The following is a 17,765-nucleotide window of genomic DNA, read 5'->3' as shown; positions in this document are numbered from 1 at the left end:
TTCAAAGGATTCCCGCATGAGTACACGCCGCAAGGCCCAGACCCCCGACACCGGCGCGACGCCGTCCTATGACACCGTGGCCCTGGTCTTGCAGGGGGGCGGGGCCCTGGGGTCCTACCAGGCGGGCGTATACGAGGGCCTGCACGAGGCGGGCATCCGGCCGAACTGGGTGTCGGGCATTTCCATCGGGTCGATCAACGCGGCGATCATCGCCGGGTCGCCCGAGGACGAGCGGGTGGCGCGGCTGCGCGGTTTCTGGGAGAGCATCTGCCGCCCCACCGGCTTTGCCGCCCTGCCATGGGGCGAAACGCTGGCCAATATGTTCGACGGCATTCCGTTCGGCTTCGGCTCGCCCGCCATGAATGGCCAGCTGTCGGCTTTCCAGGCGTTGTTCTCGGGGCAGCCGGGTTTTTTCAAGCTGCGTGTCCCGCCGCCGTACCTGCTGCACGGCAAGGGCGCGGCCTCCACCAGCTTCTACGACACCACGCCGCTGGCGGACACGTTGCGCCAGTACGTGGATTTCGACCTGCTCAACAAGGGCAAGGTGCGCGCCAGCTTCGGCGTGGTGAACGTACGCAGCGGCAATTTCGCCTATTTCGACAGCCAGAAGCACACGCTCGGCCCCGAGCACATCATGGCTTCAGGCGCCTTGCCGCCGGGCTTCCCGTCGGTGGAGATCGACGGCGAGCACTACTGGGACGGCGGCGTCGTGTCCAACACGCCCCTGGCCCAGGTGCTGACAACCGACACCATGCGCGACACGCTGGCCTTCCAGGTGGACCTCTGGCCCGCCCGGGGCGGGCTGCCCACCACGCTCGAGGAAGTCGCTGAACGCCAGAAGGACATCCAGTATTCCAGCCGTACCCGTATGGTCACCGACCAATTGCGGCGGGTGCTGAAGCTGCGCCACGGCCTGCAGCAACTGCTGGACCGCCTGCCCGAGAAAGAACGCAACGCGCCCGACCTGGCCGACATCCGCAAGCTGGCCAATACCCCGGCGACCAACATCATCAACCTGATCTACGAGTCCAAGCACCGCGAGCGTTTTTCCAAGGACTACGAGTTCGGTACCGAGGCCATGCGCGAACACTGGGAATCGGGCCTGGCAGACATCCGCCAGACGCTGGCCAAGCCGGGCATCCTGGCGCGTCCGACCCAGAACAGCTGCTTCGTTTCCCACGACATCCACCGTAATGGCACGCACGTGTCCTAAGGCGGTGCCGCGGGCGCCCGCCGGGGCGGCCGGTCACGCAGGATTGCGCCGCGCCGCGATTTGCCTAGGACTAGTCTGATTTCAAGGCCTTTGTACGGCGCAACCCGCCCAAGCCCGGTAGTCTTTCGGCAAGATTAGCAACCTTGTTCCGGATCCGGAGCGCCGCTCCCCTGGGCGGCGGCCTGCCCGGTGGAGACCTTGGCGTGACTGCTTCCTTTCCCCGTTCTTCCGCTCCCCCCGCCGCCGCGGGCCGTACAGATTCTCCTGCAGGCGCGTCACGGACCGCCGCGGCACGCAAGCGGCCGGCCGCCGAGGCCGCGTGCGCCGCGTCAGCCTTTCCGCCCGACGGCTGGTGGAGCCTGGCGTATCGCGGCTGGACCCTGGTGACCCCGGATGGCGCGCGGCTGGACCTGACCGAAGTCGAACGCGCCTGCTTCCAGTGCCTGCTGGGTAACCCGCGCCGCGAACTTCTCCGCGAAGAACTCATGGCCGCACGCCAGGGCACCAACCTGCGCACGCTGAACGTGGCGATCTGCCGGCTGCGCCGCAAAGTGCGACATCTGGACGCGCGCCTGCCCCTGCACACTGTGCACGGCGCCGGCTACGTGTTCCTGGGCAACCTGCGAGAGATCTCCGATCTGTGATTCCGGCCTTTTGATTCCCGGCCCCCTGCTTGCGCCGTGCTGTGAAAATCAGTGATTTCCCCAATAACTGAGTTACATTAACGGGCTATTCACGTGTCACGCGCGGCGCGCGGCGTTTTGCTTTGATCGCAGGCAGGGTTTGCGGTCAAATACGGCGGTCGGATGCGGCCCCCCGAAACCTGCGGCTGTCTTCGGCAACGGGACACGGCGATTGCTTATCGCCGTCACATTGTTGCGGTCGCTTGGCGCGGTCAACTTCGCGGGGGTTTCAATGCGGTTTTCGCCTAAACGTGTCTCAGGTCTGGCTTTTTCCGGCGGCGTCCTCGCGCTGTTGTTGGCGGGGTGCGGTGAAAAGCCGCAAATGAACCCGGGCATGCCCCAGGTCAGCGTCATTACCGTACAGCCGCAACGCACGCCCATCGTGGCCGAGTTGCCGGGCCGCGTCGACGCGGTGCGCGACGCCCAGATCCGCTCGCGGGTCACCGGCATCGTCCAGAAGATCACCTTCGAGCAGGGCGGCGACGTCAAGGAAAACCAGCTACTGTTCAAGATCGATCCGGCGCCCTACAAAGCCACCTACGATCAGGCCACCGCACAGCTCAAGCAGGCGCAGGCCACCCTGTTCAGCGCCAAGGTGCTGGCTGACCGCTACGCGCCGCTGGTCAAGGCCAACGCCGTCAGCAAGCAGGAATACGACAACGCCGTGGCGTCGTACCGCCAGGCCGAGGCCAACGTGGCCGCCGCCAAGGCCGCCCAGGACAACGCGTCGATCAACCTCGGCTACACCGATGTCGTCTCGCCCATCACGGGCCGCATCGGCAAGCCGCTGGTGACCGAAGGCGCGCTGGTCGATGCCACCCAGGCCACGCAAATGGCCACCGTGCAGCAACTGGACCCGATCTACGTCGACTTCACCCAGTCGACCGCGGACCTGGCGGCGCTGCGCCGCGCCTTTGCCAGCGGCAAGCTGCAGCAGGTCGGCAAGGACGCCGCGCGCGCCACCGTGGTGCTCGAAGACGGCTCCGAATACGACAAGCCGGGCAAGCTGCTGTTCACCGGCATCACCGTCGACCCGTCCACCGGCCAGGTCAACCTGCGCGCCGAAATCCCCAACCCCGACGGCATCCTGTTGCCCGGCATGTACGTGCGCGTGCGTCTGGAGCAGGGCGTGGACGACCAGGCCCTGGTGGTGCCGCAGCAGGCGCTGCAACGTACCGCCGACGGTTCGCAAAGCCTGATGCTGGTCAAGGACAACAAGATCGAACAGCTGCCCGTCACCACCGGCGGCGCCGTCAAGAACAGCTGGATCATCAACAGCGGCCTGAAGGCCGGCGACGTCGTCGTGGTCGAAGGCTTCCAGAAGATCCGTCCGGGCGCGCCGGTGCAGGCCAGCCCCTGGAACAAGAACGGCGGTGCGCCCGCTGCTGGCGGCCAGCCGGCGGCGCAGCCCGGCGGCAAGCCCGCGGAGCCCGGCGCCAAGCCGGCCGAGCCGGCGCCGCAGGACAAGGCCGCAGGCCAGAAATCGTAAGCGGCCCGCAGCGCAACGCGCTGCGTTCCTCTTTGGTGAGCATCGCTTTCAGAGTCAGCCCACATGCCGCAATTTTTTATTGATCGACCAATTTTTGCCTGGGTAGTCGCCCTGTTCATCCTGCTGGCTGGGGTGCTGGCGATCCCGAACATGCCGGTGTCCCAGTACCCCGACGTGGCGCCCCCGGCCATCACCATCACCGCGACCTACCCGGGCGCGTCGGCCAAGGAAGTGGCCGAATCGGTCACCAGTATCATCGAGGACAAGCTCAACGGCGCCAAGGGCCTGATCTACTACGAGTCGGTCAGCGATTCGTATGGCACCTCGACCATCACCGCCACGTTTGCGCCGGGCCGCGACCCCGACCTGGCGCAGGTGGATGTGCAGAACCGCGTGTCCAACGTGATCGCCCAGCTGCCCGCCGCCGTGCAGCAGCAGGGCCTGAAGTACGAGCAGACCAGTACCGGCTTCCTGATGATCGTGACGCTGTCGTCCACCGACGGCTCGCTGGACCAGACCGCGCTGGCCGACTACATCACCCGCAACGTGCAGAACCCGGTGTCGCGCGTGGCCGGCGTGGGCCAGTTCCAGCTGTTCGCGGCGCCGCGCGCCATGCGCATCTGGGTCGATCCCGCCAAGTTGGTGGGCTTCAGCCTGAGCATGGCCGAGGTCAACCAGGCGATTTCGGCGCAGAACGTGCTGGTGTCCGGCGGCAGCATCGGCGCGCCGCCCAACCCCGAATCGCAGCGCATCACCGCCACCGTGGTGGCCAACGGCCAGCTCAGCACGGTCGAAGGTTTCGGCAAGATCGTCCTGCGCGCCAATACCGATGGTTCCAAGGTGCTGCTGCGCGACGTCGCCCGCATTGAGGTCGGCGCCGACAACTACCAGTTCGGCGCCCGCCTGAACGGCAAGCCCACGGCGGCCTTCGCCATCGTGCTCTCGCCCGACGCCAACGCGCTGGCTACCGCCCAGGGCGTGCGCCAGCAGATGGACGAACTGTCCAAGTACTTCCCCGGCAACATCACCTACGCCATCCCCTACGACACCGCGCCCTACGTCAAGGTCTCGATCGAGCAGGTGCTGCACACCCTGGCCGAAGCCATGGTGCTGGTGTTCCTGGTGATGTACCTGTTCCTGCAGAACGTGCGCTACACCCTGATCCCGGCGCTGGTGGTGCCGGTGGCCATGCTGGGGTCGTTCGCGGTCATGCTGGCGCTGGGGTTCTCGATCAACGTGCTGACCATGTTCGCCATGGTGCTGGCGATCGGGATTCTCGTGGACGACGCCATCGTGGTGGTCGAAAACGTCGAACGGATCATGGCCACGGAAGGGCTGCCACCCAAGGAAGCCACCAAGAAGGCCATGCCCCAGATCAGCGGGGCCATCATCGGCATCACGCTGGTGCTGGTGACGGTGTTCCTGCCGCTGGCCTTCATGAGCGGGTCGGTGGGCGTGATCTACCGCCAGTTCTCGGTGGCCATGGCCGTGTCGATCTTCTTCTCGGCGCTGCTGGCCCTGACCTTCACGCCGGCGCTGTGCGCGACCATCCTCAAGCCGGTGCCCAAGGGGCATCACAACGACAAGAAGGGCTTTTTCGGCTGGTTCAACCGCAAGTTCGACGCCACCACCCACGGCTACCAGAATTGGGTGTCCCGTATCCTGCACAAGGGCGGACGCATGATGCTGGCCTTCCTGGTGCTGGTGATTCTGCTGGGCTGGCTGTACCTGCGCCTGCCGTCGTCGTTCCTGCCTGAAGAAGACCAGGGCTACGTCATCAGCAACATCGAACTGCCCACCGGCGCCAGCGCCAACCGCACGGTCCAGGTCATCGAAGAGGTCGAAGCCTACTTCCGCCAGATTCCCGCGGTCGAGAACATCATCACGGTGCAGGGTTTCAGCTTCAACGGTAACGGCCTGAACGCCGCTATCGCGTTCACCACGCTCAAGGACTTCAAGGACCGCAAGGGCAAGGGCGATTCCGCTGGCGCCATCGCGTTCAACGCGTTCCAGAAGCAGCTGATGGGCGTGCACGACGCCATGGTGTTCACGCTGGTGCCGCCCGCGATCTCGTCGCTGGGCAATGCCACGGGCTTCGACCTGCGCCTGCAGGATCGCGGTTCGGCAGGCACCGACGCGCTCGCCGCGGCCACCGGCCAGCTGATGGGCATGGCCATGAAGAGCCCGGTGCTGTCGCAGGTGCGTATCACCGGCCTGTCGGCCGGCACGCAGCTGACGCTGGACATCGACCGCGACAAGGCCGCCGCGCTGGGCGTGAACTTCGACGAGGCCGCCTCGCTGATTTCCACGGCGGTCGGTTCGGCCTACCTGAGCAAGTTCCCCAACCTGGGCCGGATGCAGAACATCTGGGTGCAGGCGGATGCGCCGTACCGCATGCAGTTGTCGGACGTGCTCAAGCTGAACGCCCGCAACGTGCAGGGCGGCATGGTGCCGCTGTCGACGTTCGTGTCGGCCAAGTGGTCGCAGGGCCCGGTGCAGGTGGTGCGCTACAACAGCTATGAATCCATGCGTATCGGCGGCAGCGCCGCGGCCGGTTACACCACCGGCCAGGCCATGGAAGAAATGCAGAAGCTGGTGGCGCAGTTGCCGCAAGGCTTTGGCTACGAATGGACCGGCCTGTCCTACCAGGAACGCCAGGCCGGCAACCAGGCCCCGATCCTGATGGGCCTGTCGCTCCTGATCGTGTTCCTGGTGCTGGCCGCGTTGTACGAAAGCTGGGCGATCCCCATCTCCGTCATGCTGGTGGTGCCGCTGGGCATGCTGGGCGCGGTGGCGCTGGTCAGCGCGCTGGGCATGTCCAACGACGTGTACTTCCAGGTGGGTATGGTGACCGTGATCGGGCTGGCGGCCAAAAACGCCATCCTGATCGTGGAATTCGCCAAGGATCAGTACGCGCGGGGCATGGGCCTTTACGAGGCCGCGGTGGAAGCCGCGCGCCTGCGGTTCCGGCCGATCCTGATGACGTCGCTGGCATTCATCCTGGGCGTGGTGCCGCTGGCCATGGCCACCGGCGCCGGCGCCGCCAGCCAACGCGCCGTGGGCTTGGGCGTGTTGGGCGGCATGCTGGCCGCCACGCCGTTCGCGGTGATTTTCGTGCCGACCTTCTTCGTGGTGGTGCTGGGCCTGTTCAAGACCAAGCCACGCCTGTTGGGCGCCGAACTGCGCGCCTTCGAAGAAGAGCAGGCGGCTAAGAAAGCGGCCGCGGGACAGACCCCGCCGGACGCGCCGCCCGCATCCCCGCAATCTCCCGCACACGGTGGCCAGGAGGGCAAGGAATGAGCGCCCTGATGTTCAAACAGACCGCCCTGTCCGCCTTCGTGGCGGTGGCGTTGGCCGGCTGCTCGCTGGCGCCCGACTACAAGCGGCCCGATGCGCCGGTTTCCGGCACGTTCCCGGACCAGCCCAAGGTGCAGTACGGCGCGTACGCCAATCCCATGACGCTGGGCACGCAGCCCGCGGATGCGGTGGCGCCGCAGACGGGCACCCCCGCGGCCGACCTGGGTTGGCGCGAATTCTTCCGCGACGCGCGCCTGCAGCGCCTGATCGAATTGGCGCTGGTCAATAACCGCGACCTGCGCGTGGCCGTGCAGCGCGTCGAAGAAGCACGCGCCCAGTACGGCGTGCAGCGCGGCGCGCAGTGGCCCAGCATCGGCGCCGGCATCCAGGGCCAGCGTCAGCACCTGCCGCGCAACATGCGTCCGGGCGGCCCCGATTCGACGTCGATCAGCAGCTCGTACCAGGCCGGTATCGGCCTGACCACGTTCGAGATCGACCTGTTCGGCCGCTTGCGCAATCTGTCCGAGGCCGCGTACCAGCAGTACCTGTCGACCGAGCAGGCGCAAAAGACCACCCACATCACCCTGATCGGTTCGGTGGCCGAGTCGTATTTCAATCTGCGCGCCGCCGAGGTCCAGCTGGAACTGACGCAGCGCACGCTGGCCTCGCGGCAAGAGTCGTACAACCTGGTCAAGCGCCGCTTCGACGGCGGTGTGGCGTCCGAGCTGGACCTGAATCAGTCCAAGTCGCTGCTGGACACGGCCTCGGCCGACCTGGCCCAGCTGGCCCGCGCCAAGGCGCAGGCCGTCAATGCGCTGGTGCTGGTGCTGGGCACGCCGCTGCCCGACGACCTGCCGGCGCCGGCCGTGTTCGGCCGCGATCAGTTGCTGGCCAGCGTGCCGGCCGGCCTGCCGTCCGACTTGCTGGAACGCCGGCCCGACATCCTGGCCGCCGAAAACCAGCTGCTGTCGGCCAACGCCAATATCGGCGCGGCGCGCGCGGCGTTCTTCCCGACCATCTCGCTGACCGGCCTGCTGGGCGTGTCGAGCCCATCGCTGGATACGCTGTTCAAGGGCGGGCAGGGCTACTGGAGCTTCTCGCCGTCGATCACCACCCCGCTGTTCGCGGGCGGCAGCATCCGCGAGGGCCTGAACCTGGCGAAGGCCCGCGACAACATCGCGGTGGCGCAGTACGAGCAGACCATCCAGCAGGCGTTCCGCGAAGTGTCGGATGCGCTGGCGGGTGAAGCCACCTATGGCGCGCAACTGGATGCCCAGCGCGCGTTGCAGGATTCGTCGGCCCGCACGCTGGAACTGTCGAATTTGCGCTATACCAATGGCATCGACAGCTACCTGCAGGTGCAGACCGCGCAAGTGGACCTTTTCAATGCCCAGCTCGCGCTGGTGCAAACCGGCCTGGCCGCGCTGATCAACCGTGTGGAACTCTACAAGGCGTTGGGCGGCGGCTGGGAAGAAACAACGAAAGTGCAATGATAGAACTTGGTGTAAACATCGATCACGTCGCGACGCTGCGGCAGCAGCGCCACACGGCCTATCCCGACCCGGTAGCCGCGGCGCTGCGCGCCGAAGACGCCGGCGCCGACCTGATCACGCTGCATCTGCGCGAAGACCGCCGCCACATCCAGGACGCCGACGTCTACGCCATCCGGCCGGTGCTGCGCACCCGCATGAACCTGGAATGCGCGGTCACGGCCGAAATGCTCGAGATCGCCTGCGCGGTCAAGCCCAGCGACGTCTGCCTGGTGCCTGAAAAGCGCACCGAGCTCACCACTGAAGGCGGGCTGGAAGTGGCGGGCGCGTTCGCCGCGGTGTCCGATGCCGTTGGCCTTTTGACCGAAGCCGGCATCCGCGTGTCGCTGTTCATCGATCCGGACCCCGTGCAAATCGAAGCCGCCGCCCGCGCGGGCGCGCCGGTCATCGAACTGCACACCGGCGCCTATGCTGAAAGCGAAGGCGAGGCCGCCCAGGCCGAACTGCAGCGCATTCGCGTGGCGGTGGCCGAGGGCCTGCGCCACGGTCTGCGCGTCAATGCGGGCCACGGCCTGCATTACGGCAACGTCAAGCCGGTGGCGGCCCTGGACGGCATCTCCGAATTGAACATTGGCCACGCCATCGTGGCGCAGGCGGTGTTCGACGGCTGGGAAAAAGCGGTACGCGACATGAAGGCCTTGATGGTGCAGGCCCGCCTGGAAGCGGTGCGCGGCCGTTGACCGCAGGCGGCCGATGGCCAACGCGGCCGGCCGCCAACTGCTACTCTGGTGACTGTCATTCCCAGCTGTCATTCCCTTTAGACGCCGCCGCGATGTCCCAACCTGAATCCGCCCCTGCCGTTTCGCCGCCCGCCGCCATCGGCGGCATCGGCATGGACCTTCTGCGTATCGACCGGATCGAGCGCGCGCTGGCGCGCCACGGCGACCGCTTCGCCGAAAAGATCCTGGGCCCCGAAGAGCTGCTGAAGTTTCACGCGCGGCGGGCCCGTGACCCGGTGCGCGGGGTGCGCTTTCTGGCCACCCGTTTTGCCGCGAAAGAGGCCTTTTCCAAGGCGGTGGGCCTGGGCATGCGCATGCCGATGACGTGGCGCCGCGTGCAGACGCTGAATGCGCCGGGCGGCCGGCCGGTGCTGGTGATCGCCCCTGAATTGCTGGATTGGTATGTGCAGCGCTTCGGCGCCGCGCACGTGTCCATCACCGATGAATCCGACATGGCCGCCGCCTACGTGGTGGTCGAACGCAAGCCCTGACCGCCCGCGGCGGGTTTGCAAGCCAAATACAGAAGGACAAGCCGATGGCCAAGAAAAAATCCAGGGCGTTGCCGCCCGGTCCCGTGATGGTCGATGTGGCCGGCACCGTGCTGACCAAGGAAGAAAAGAAGCGTCTGCGCCACCCGCTGGTGGGTGGCGTGATCCTGTTCGCGCGCAACTTCGAAAATCGTCGCCAGCTGACCGAGCTGACCCGCCAGATCCATAAGGCGCGCAAAGAGCGCCTGCTGATCCTGGTCGACCACGAAGGCGGCCGGGTGCAGCGTTTCCGCGAAGACGGCTTCACCGCCTTGCCGGCGATGCGCGACCTGGGCGTGCTGTGGGATCGCGACCCCTTGACCGCCATGCGCCTGGCGACCGAAGCCGGTTACGTGCTGGCCGCCGAGCTGCGCGCCTGCGGCGTGGACATGAGCTTCACCCCCGTGCTGGACCTGGACTACGGCGTGAGCAAGGTGATCGGCAACCGTGCTTTTCACCATGATCCGCGCGTGGTCACCATGCTGTCGCGCGCGCTGATCCAGGGCCTGGCCCTGGCCGGCATGTCGGCCTGCGGCAAGCATTTCCCGGGGCATGGTTTCGTGGGCGCCGATTCGCACCATGAAATCCCCATCGACCCGCGTCCGCTCGAGCGCATCTTGAAGGACGACGGCGCGCCGTACGCCTGGCTGGGCGACGCCGTGCTGCCGTCGGTGATGCCGGCCCACGTCATCTATCCCAAGGTCGACAAGCATCCCGCCGGCTTCTCCAAGCGCTGGGTGCAGGACATCCTGCGCACCCGCCTGGGCTATGACGGCGTGGTGTTCTCGGACGACCTGACCATGGAAGGCGCCTCGGTCGCGGGCGACATCCTGGCGCGCGCCAATGCCGCGTTGGGCGCCGGCTGCGACATGGTGCTGGTGTGCAACCGGCCCGACCTGGCCGATGAATTGCTGGCGCGCCTGAAGGTTGACCACGCCCCCGAGTCCGTGGCCCGAATCCGCCGCCTGATGCCGCGTTTCGACGCGCTGGACTGGGACTCCCTGCAGGCCGAAAGCCGTTACCAGAATGCCCGACGACTTCAATCTCAAATCGTTCCTGGCTGACCTGCCGCATCTGCCGGGTGTCTACCGGCACCTGGATGCGGCCGGCGAGGTCATGTATGTCGGCAAGGCGCGCGACCTGAAAAAGCGCGTCTCGTCGTATTTCCAGAAGAACCTGGCCAGCCCGCGCATCGCCCAGATGGTGGCGAAGGTGGCGCGGCTGGAGGTCACGGTGACGCGCTCCGAAGCCGAAGCGCTGATTCTGGAAAACAACCTCATCAAGAGCTTGAAGCCGCGCTACAACATCCTGTTTCGCGACGACAAGTCTTATCCGTACCTGCTGATCACCGGCCACGACTGGCCCCGCATTGCCTACTACCGCGGCGCGACCAACAAGCGCGGCCAGTATTTCGGCCCGTTCCCCAATGCCTGGGCGGTGCGCGAAACCATCCAGATCCTGCAGAAGGTGTTCCGCCTGCGGACCTGCGAGGACTCCGTCTTCGCCAACCGTTCGCGGCCCTGTCTGCTGCATCAGATCGGCCGCTGCTCGGCGCCCTGCGTGGGCGCCATCCAGGCCGAGGATTACGCATCGGACGTGCAGCGGGCGGTGCGTTTCCTGAACGGCGAGGCCAAGGACGTGATGGGCGAAATCGAAGCCCGTATGCTGGAAGCCGCCGAAGCGCTGCGCTTCGAGGAAGCGGCCGCGCTGCGCGACCAGATGGGTTCGCTGGCGCGGGTGCTGCACCAGCAGACCATGGAAAACGTCAGCGGCGAAGACACCGACATCGTCGCCATTGCCATCGCGGGCGGCAAGGTCTGCGTCAACCTGGCCATGGTGCGGGGCGGACGCCACCTGGGCGACAAGCCGTTTTTCCCGACCCACGCCGAGGGCGAGGCCGCGCCGCAGGTGCTGGAAGCCTTCGTGGCGCAGCACTACACCGACAATGCGCTGCCGCCGGTGCTGGTCTGTTCGCACGCCTTGCCCGATGCCCGCCTGATCGACCTGCTGGTCGAGCAGGCGGGCGGGCGGCCATCGCGCGTGCTGACGCGGCCGCAAGGCACGCGCCGCGCCTGGCTGGAGCAAGCGCAGAAGAACGCCGACATGGCGCTGGCCCGCGCCCTGACCGAGTCCGGCGCGCGCGCCGCGCGCACGCTGGCGCTGGCCGAAACGCTGGACCTGGACACCGACGAGGCCGCGCTGGACGCGCTGCGCATCGAGTGCTTCGACATCAGCCATACCGCGGGCGAGGCCACCCAGGCGTCCTGCGTGGTGTTCGAGCACCACGACATGCAGCCGTCGCTATACCGCCGTTACAACATCGCCGGCATTACCCCGGGTGATGACTACGCGGCCATGCGCCAGGTGCTGACGCGGCGCTTTGCCAAGGTCGCCGACGGCGAGGCCCAGATGCCCGGGCTGGTGCTGATCGACGGCGGCAAGGGCCAGGTCGAGGTCGCGCGCAAGGTCTTCGTCGAATTGGGTCTGGATATCCAGACCCTGGTGGGCGTGGCCAAGGGGGAAGGGCGCAAGGTCGGCCTGGAAACCCTGGTATTCGCCGACGACCGCCCACCGGTGGCGCTGGGCGGGGAATCCGCCGCGCTGATGCTGATCGCCCAGGTGCGCGACGAGGCCCACCGTTTCGCCATCACCGGCATGCGGGCGCGGCGGGCCAAGACCCGCAATGTGTCCCGCCTGGAGGAAATCGAAGGCGTGGGCGCGCGCCGCCGCCAGCGCCTGCTGGCCCGTTTCGGCGGATTCTCGGGGGTGGCATCGGCCAGTATCGAGGATCTGGCGTCGGTGGAGGGCATTTCGGACGAATTGGCCGAGCGGATCTATGAAGCGTTGCGCGGTTAGGGGCTCGCAGGCCCCGTTTTTTCTGCCCGTCGTGGGTCAACTGCTGGCCAGACGCCGCTTCCAAGACAGTCAGTGCCATCTGCCTGATGTAGCATACGGACACTATGCCAATTAACGTACCCATTATTCTGACGTGGCTGCGCATCGCCATGATTCCGCTGGTGGTCGGGCTGTTTTACCTGCCCGAAAGCTGGATGTCCGTGCCCGTGCGCGACACCTTCGCCGCCTGCGCATTCATCATCGCCGCGCTGACCGACTGGTTCGACGGCTGGCTGGCCCGCCGCTGGAACCAGACGTCCGCATTCGGGGCGTTCCTGGATCCGGTGGCCGACAAGCTGATGGTGTGCGCCGCCCTGATCGTGCTGCTGGACCTGAGCCGGGTGGACGCATTCATTTCGCTGATCATCATCGGCCGTGAAATCACGATTTCCGCCCTGCGCGAATGGATGGCCAAGATCGGCGCCAGCGCCAGCGTGGCGGTGCACCGGCTGGGCAAGTTCAAGACCGCCGCCCAGATGGTGGCGATTCCCTGCCTCTTGTACAACCAGCCGCTGTACGGCGTGTCCACCAAGATGCTGGGCGACGTGCTGATCATCGTTGCCGCGGTGCTGACGGTCTGGTCGATGCTGTATTACCTGCAGCGCGCCTGGCCCGCCATCCGCGAGAAAGCCCAATAATTTACGGCGGCCCGGCTCGCGTCCGGGGCCGCCGTTACCTATAAAGAGCGATGCCGGCACAGCGCCGGCACGGCCACCCGCCGCATTCGCCATACGGACAACGGCCGGACAGACCGGACGTTGAGGAGACAACCCGCGAGCCGCGCCCCTGCGCGGCCGCCTATCGCCGCCCTTGGGGCGGCCCCGTGCCATGACTACCGCTGCATCCCCCCTGGCCTCGGACCCCGCTGTCCGCCGGCGCGACTGGCAGATCATTCTGCTGATCGGCGTGGCCCACGCCTCGTCGCACTTCTTCCAACTGGTCTTGCCGTCCCTGTATGTGTCGCTGGGCAACGAGTTCGGCCTGGATTTCGCCCGGCTGGGCCTGCTGGTGTCGGCCTTCTATGTGGTGTCGGGCATTGGCCAGGCGTCGTCCGGCTTTGTGGTGGACCGCATCGGCGCGCGCCCGGTGCTGTGGTTCGGCCTGGCGTGCTTCGTGCTGTCGGGCCTGCTGATCGGGTCGGCCACCGGCTACCCCATGCTGATGACGGCCGCCGTCGTGGGCGGCATCGGCAATTCGGTGTTCCATCCGGCCGACTATTCCATCATCAACCACCGCATTACTGCCCCGCGCCTGGGGCACGCGTTTTCGACCCACGGCCTGACCGGCAACCTGGGCTGGGCCCTTACGCCCGTGTTCATGACCACGATCACGCTGCTGGCCAACTGGCGCGTGGCGGCCTACAGCGCCGCCGCCCTGGTGGCGGTGGTGCTGCTGATGACGGTGATCTGGCGCGGCCTGCTGGGCGGCGCCGAGCCGGCGGCCCAGGCCGACGGCCAGGATGCCAAGGGCGCGCGCGCCGCGCCCAAGCCGCAGGAAGGGGTGCTGACCACGTTGGCCACGCTCTTGTCCAAGCCGGCGCTGTGGGGCGCGTTCCTGTTCTTTGCCTGCACCTCCATCGCCTTGTCGTCGGTGCAGAACTACACTATTCCGCTGCTCGGCCAGCTGTACGACCTGTCCAAGGTGGCGGCCAGCTCGGCGTTGTCGGGCTATATGGTGGCGTCGGCGGTGGGCATGGCGGCCGGCGGGTTCCTGGTGTCGGCCAATCCGCGGACCGAGCGCACCGTGATGGTGGCGTTGATCCTGTCGGGCCTGACGCTGGTGGTGCTGGCCCTGGGCCTGGTGCCGGCGGTGCTGGCGGCCCCGGTGGTGGCCCTGGCCGGTTTCTGCTCGGGTGTGGCCGCGCCGTCGCGCGACATGCTGATCCGCAAGGTCACGCCCAAGGGCTCCACCGGGTCGGTCTACGGCCTGGTGTATTCGGGCATGGACGTGGGTTCGGCCTTGGGGCCGCTGGCCTTCGGGTTGCTGCTGGATGCGGGGTTGCGCCAGGGGCCGTGGATCGGCGCAGGCGTGGCGTTCACGGCGGCCGCCTTGCTGGCGCAGTGGATTGCGGTGCAGGCGCGCCGGGCGGATCCCGCCGCCGCGCCCGTCGGGGCGCGTTCCTGACGGGGGCCGCCTTTTGCCATAAACAGCACGCCGCCCTCGGGCGGCGTTCTGCTTGTTGAGCGGGTGAGTCGTGTCGGCCTGATGCCGGCCGGCACGATTCCGGACCGCCGGGCGTCAGGCTCCCGCTTCGATATGCGCCGCGATGGCCCGGCCGATGTCTTCGGTGCGGGCCTGGCCGCCCAGGTCAGGCGTGCGCGGCCCGTCCTTCAGGCAGTGCTCGATGGCGGCCAGGATGGCGTCATGGGCGTCCTGGCTGCCCAGGAACTGCAGCATCAGCGCGCCCGACCAGATCATGGCGATGGGATTGGCGATGCCCTTGCCGTAGATGTCCGGCGCCGAGCCGTGCACCGGCTCGAACAGCGACGGGAACTTGCGTTCCGGGTTCAGGTTGGCCGATGGCGCGATGCCGATGGTGCCGGTGCAGGCCGGACCCAGGTCCGACAGGATGTCGCCGAACAGGTTGGACGCCACCACCACGTCAAAGCGCTGCGGCTGCAACACGAAGCGCGCGGCCAGGATGTCGATGTGCTGCTTGTCGGTCTTGACGTCGGGATAGTGCTGGCCCATGGCGTCGGCACGTTCGTCCCACCACGGCATGCTGATGGCGATGCCGTTGCTCTTGGTGGCCACGGTCAGGTGCTTGCGTTCGCGGCGGTTGGCCAGCTCGAAGGCGTAGCGCATGACGCGGTCGGTGCCGTGGCGCGTGAAGACCGATTCCTGGATGACGACTTCGCGGTCGGTGCCTTCGAACAGGCGCCCGCCCAGGTTGGTGTATTCGCCTTCGGTGTTTTCGCGCACGATGAAAAAGTCGATGTCGCCGGCGCGCCGGCCGGCCAGCGGGCAGGCCACGCCGTCGAACAGCCGAACATGACGCAGGTTGATGTACTGGTCGAATTCGCGGCGGAACTTGAGCAGCGAGCCCCACAGCGACACGTGGTCGGGTACCGTGGCCGGCCAGCCCACCGCGCCGAAGAAGATGGCGTCGTAGCCGGCTAGCTGGGCCTTCCAGTCGGGCGGCATCATCTCGCCATGCTGGGCGTAGTACGCGCAATTGGCCCAGGGGAAGGTATCGATCTGCAGCGCCAGGCCGAAGCGGCGGGCGGCGGCCTGCACGGCGCGCAGGCCTTCGGGCAGGACTTCGTTGCCGATGCCGTCGCCGGCGATGGCTGCGATCTTGTAGACGTGGGACATGGAAAAACCTGGGAAAGAAGGGGAAGGGGCCCGCTGCGCAGCGCCGCGAGGCAGCCGGCAACGGGAACCCGGTCATGGTAGGGGTCTACACAGTCCATCTACAATGGGCTGTTCCGTGAAATGACTATGCACGAATCATGAATAATGACCTGCTGCCAGCCGACCTGCGCGTCTTCAACGCGGTGGTGCGCGCATCCAGTTTTTCCAAGGCCGCCGAAGACCTCGGGATGTCGCCCGCCTACGTCACCAAGCGCATCCGCCTGCTGGAGGAAAGCCTGGGCACGCCGCTGTTCCATCGCACCACGCGGCGGGTGGTGGTCAGCGAGGCGGGCGAGCGCGTCTATCACTGGGCGCAGCGCATCCTGGACGATGTGGATCATCTGGTGGAGGAGGTCGGCACCACGCGGCGCGAGCCGCGCGGGCTGCTGCGGGTGTGCAGCAGCTTCGGTTTCGGGCGGCGGGTGGTGGCGCCGGCACTATCGGCGTTCGTGTCGCGGCACCCCGCCGTTCAGGTGCGCTTCGAGGTGTTTGACCGTCTGGTCGACGTGGCAGCCGAAGGCTACGACCTGGACGTGCGGGTGGGCGACGACATCGCGCCGCACGTCATCGCCCGCAAGCTGGCCGACAACCACCGCCTGCTGTGCGCCGCGCCATCCTATCTGGCCGAGCGCGGTGAGCCGCGCAAGCTGGCCGACCTGGCGGCGCACGATTGCCTGGTCATCAAGGAGCGCGACCACCCCTTCGGCGTCTGGCGCATGCGGCGCGGCGACCAGGAACACACCGTCAAGGTGCGCGGCCCGCTGTCGGCCAACAATGGCGAGATGGTGGTGCAGTGGGCCGTGGACGGCCGCGGCATCATCCTGCGGTCAGCCTGGGACGTGGGCCCGCTGATTGCGGCAGGCAAGCTCGTGCCCGTACTGCCGCAATATCGGCAGGAAGCGAACATCTGGGCGGTGTATCCGTCGCGGGTGAATGCGTCGGCCAAGGTGCGGGTTTGTGTGGATTTCCTGGAGGATCACCTGCGCAGGCAACCGCTGAGGGACTGAGCGGCGGCCTCGCAGGGCAGGAGCTGATCCGGCGGCCAACCGGCGTTCGGCGCCCGGCGCTGCCACTGGCCCAAGCGGCCAAGCCTCGCGCCGAGCCGCCCGGGTAGCAGGCGGCCGCGCGGCGCTTACTGCCGGACGGTGCGCACGTCCGGCGGCGGCGCGGCTTCGAAGTTGCTGCGCCATGGGTTGATGTCCAGCCCGCCGCGCCGCGTGTAGCGGGCGTAGACCGTCAATTGCTCGGGCGCGCAGGCGCGCATGATGTCGGTGAAGATCCGTTCCACGCAATGCTCGTGGAATTCAGCGTGTTGGCGGAACGAGATGACATAGCGCAGCAGCGCCTCGCGGTCGATGGGCGCGCCGCGGTAGCGGATCTGCACGCTGGCCCAGTCGGGCTGGCCGGTCACCGGGCAGTTGGACTTGAGCAGGCGCGAGCACAGGGTTTCGTCCACGGGATCGCCCGGGCGCGTGCGCAGCACTTCGGGCGCCGGCTCGTAGGTGTCGATCTCGATATCCAGCTTATCTATATAAATACCGTCCAGCTCGCCCATGCGCAGCTCGGAAAACCGCTGCGGCAGAATGAAGTCCAGGCCCACGGGGGCGCCCGCGGCAGCGCTCAGGTCGCGTTCGAGGCGGCCCCGCAATGCGGCCGAATTGACCAGGCGGGTCTGGTTGAACGAGTTCAGATAGAGCTTGAACGACTTGGATTCGATGATGTTGGGGCTGTCGGCCGGCACCGAGAAGGTGGCCATGGCGACGCGCGGCTTGCCCTTGGCGTCCAGCCACGACAGTTCGTAGGCGTTCCACAGGTCCACGCCGGTGAACGGGAGCGTGCCCGCGGCCAGGTCCAGCGCCTGGCGGTTGTGGCTGCGCGCGATGGGGAACAGCAGCGAGGGGTCGTATTGCGAGGCGTAGGCCACGCTCTGGCCCAGCGGGCCGTGAGACAGCGTCATGGAATGGGTCGTCGAAATGCTTGGGAATGTTCGCATTGTAGGCGCTCGCGAATGGTGCATTTTTCGCATGATGAAACGCCG

General features: G+C 67.1%; 14 protein-coding genes. 12 read left to right on the top strand and 2 right to left on the bottom strand.

Annotation, left to right across the window (positions count from 1 at the left end):
* Nucleotides 1–16 precede the first annotated feature (16 nt).
* The 11 genes from A9974_RS28445 to A9974_RS28395 all read left to right on the top strand — a co-directional run bounded on the left by A9974_RS28445 (nt 17) and on the right by A9974_RS28395 (nt 14,497).
* Nucleotides 17–1,213 (top strand): patatin-like phospholipase family protein, encoded by a 1,197-nt coding sequence (locus tag A9974_RS28445; protein WP_183007518.1) that lies wholly within the window; start codon nt 17–19, stop codon nt 1,211–1,213.
* 203 nt (nt 1,214–1,416) lie between these two features.
* Entirely contained in the window at nt 1,417–1,857 is a 441-nt protein-coding gene (locus A9974_RS29600) for a winged helix-turn-helix domain-containing protein (RefSeq protein WP_183007517.1), read from the top strand.
* A gap of 271 nt (nt 1,858–2,128) precedes the next feature.
* Entirely contained in the window at nt 2,129–3,385 is a 1,257-nt protein-coding gene (locus A9974_RS28435; protein ID WP_183007516.1) for an efflux RND transporter periplasmic adaptor subunit, read from the top strand.
* Between the two features lie 63 nt (nt 3,386–3,448).
* Nucleotides 3,449–6,685, top strand: a complete 3,237-nt coding sequence (locus A9974_RS28430) for an efflux RND transporter permease subunit (RefSeq protein WP_183007515.1) — start codon at nt 3,449–3,451, stop codon at nt 6,683–6,685.
* A complete protein-coding gene (locus tag A9974_RS28425) occupies nt 6,682–8,175 on the top strand; it encodes an efflux transporter outer membrane subunit (protein ID WP_183007514.1) in 1,494 nt (497 codons plus the stop codon). The genes A9974_RS28430 and A9974_RS28425 overlap by 4 nt, the downstream gene beginning before the upstream one ends.
* Nucleotides 8,172–8,912, top strand: coding sequence for a pyridoxine 5'-phosphate synthase (gene pdxJ, locus A9974_RS28420; protein ID WP_183007513.1), 741 nt, complete (start codon nt 8,172–8,174; stop codon nt 8,910–8,912). Before A9974_RS28425 ends, pdxJ begins: the two co-directional genes overlap by 4 nt.
* A gap of 92 nt (nt 8,913–9,004) precedes the next feature.
* Nucleotides 9,005–9,442: a holo-ACP synthase gene (gene acpS / locus A9974_RS28415; RefSeq protein WP_183007512.1), complete on the top strand. Its 438-nt coding sequence runs from the start codon at nt 9,005–9,007 to the stop codon at nt 9,440–9,442.
* Between the two features lie 44 nt (nt 9,443–9,486).
* Nucleotides 9,487–10,542 carry a beta-N-acetylhexosaminidase gene (gene nagZ, locus A9974_RS28410; RefSeq protein ID WP_183007511.1) on the top strand — a complete coding sequence of 352 codons (1,056 nt, stop codon included), beginning with the start codon at nt 9,487–9,489 and terminating at the stop codon, nt 10,540–10,542.
* A complete protein-coding gene (gene uvrC, locus A9974_RS28405) occupies nt 10,505–12,334 on the top strand; it encodes an excinuclease ABC subunit UvrC (RefSeq protein WP_183007510.1) in 1,830 nt (609 codons plus the stop codon). Before nagZ ends, uvrC begins: the two co-directional genes overlap by 38 nt.
* A gap of 104 nt (nt 12,335–12,438) precedes the next feature.
* Nucleotides 12,439–13,011: a CDP-diacylglycerol--glycerol-3-phosphate 3-phosphatidyltransferase gene (pgsA, locus tag A9974_RS28400; protein ID WP_183007509.1), complete on the top strand. Its 573-nt coding sequence runs from the start codon at nt 12,439–12,441 to the stop codon at nt 13,009–13,011.
* 190 nt (nt 13,012–13,201) lie between these two features.
* Entirely contained in the window at nt 13,202–14,497 is a 1,296-nt protein-coding gene (locus tag A9974_RS28395; RefSeq protein ID WP_183007508.1) for an MFS transporter, read from the top strand.
* Between the two features lie 114 nt (nt 14,498–14,611).
* Here the strand turns inward: A9974_RS28395 and A9974_RS28390 are convergent, their stop codons facing one another.
* Nucleotides 14,612–15,688: a tartrate dehydrogenase gene (locus tag A9974_RS28390; RefSeq protein ID WP_183007507.1), complete on the bottom strand. Its 1,077-nt coding sequence runs from the start codon at nt 15,686–15,688 to the stop codon at nt 14,612–14,614.
* A 137-nt stretch (nt 15,689–15,825) separates the two neighbouring features.
* Between A9974_RS28390 and A9974_RS28385 the strand changes: the two genes are divergently transcribed.
* On the top strand, nt 15,826–16,734 hold the full coding sequence (locus tag A9974_RS28385; RefSeq protein ID WP_183007506.1) for a LysR substrate-binding domain-containing protein: 909 nt from the start codon (nt 15,826–15,828) through the stop codon (nt 16,732–16,734).
* A gap of 125 nt (nt 16,735–16,859) precedes the next feature.
* Here A9974_RS28385 and queF read toward each other — a convergent pair whose 3' ends face one another.
* Nucleotides 16,860–17,684 (bottom strand): NADPH-dependent 7-cyano-7-deazaguanine reductase QueF, encoded by an 825-nt coding sequence (gene queF / locus A9974_RS28380; RefSeq protein WP_183007505.1) that lies wholly within the window; start codon nt 17,682–17,684, stop codon nt 16,860–16,862.
* Nucleotides 17,685–17,765: the final 81 nt, after the last annotated feature.

This window comes from Achromobacter sp. UMC71 (genome assembly GCF_014170305.1).
In the GTDB taxonomy this organism is placed as follows: Bacteria; Pseudomonadota; Gammaproteobacteria; order Burkholderiales; family Burkholderiaceae_B; genus Achromobacter.
This window is presented reverse-complemented; position numbering and strand designations above follow the sequence as displayed.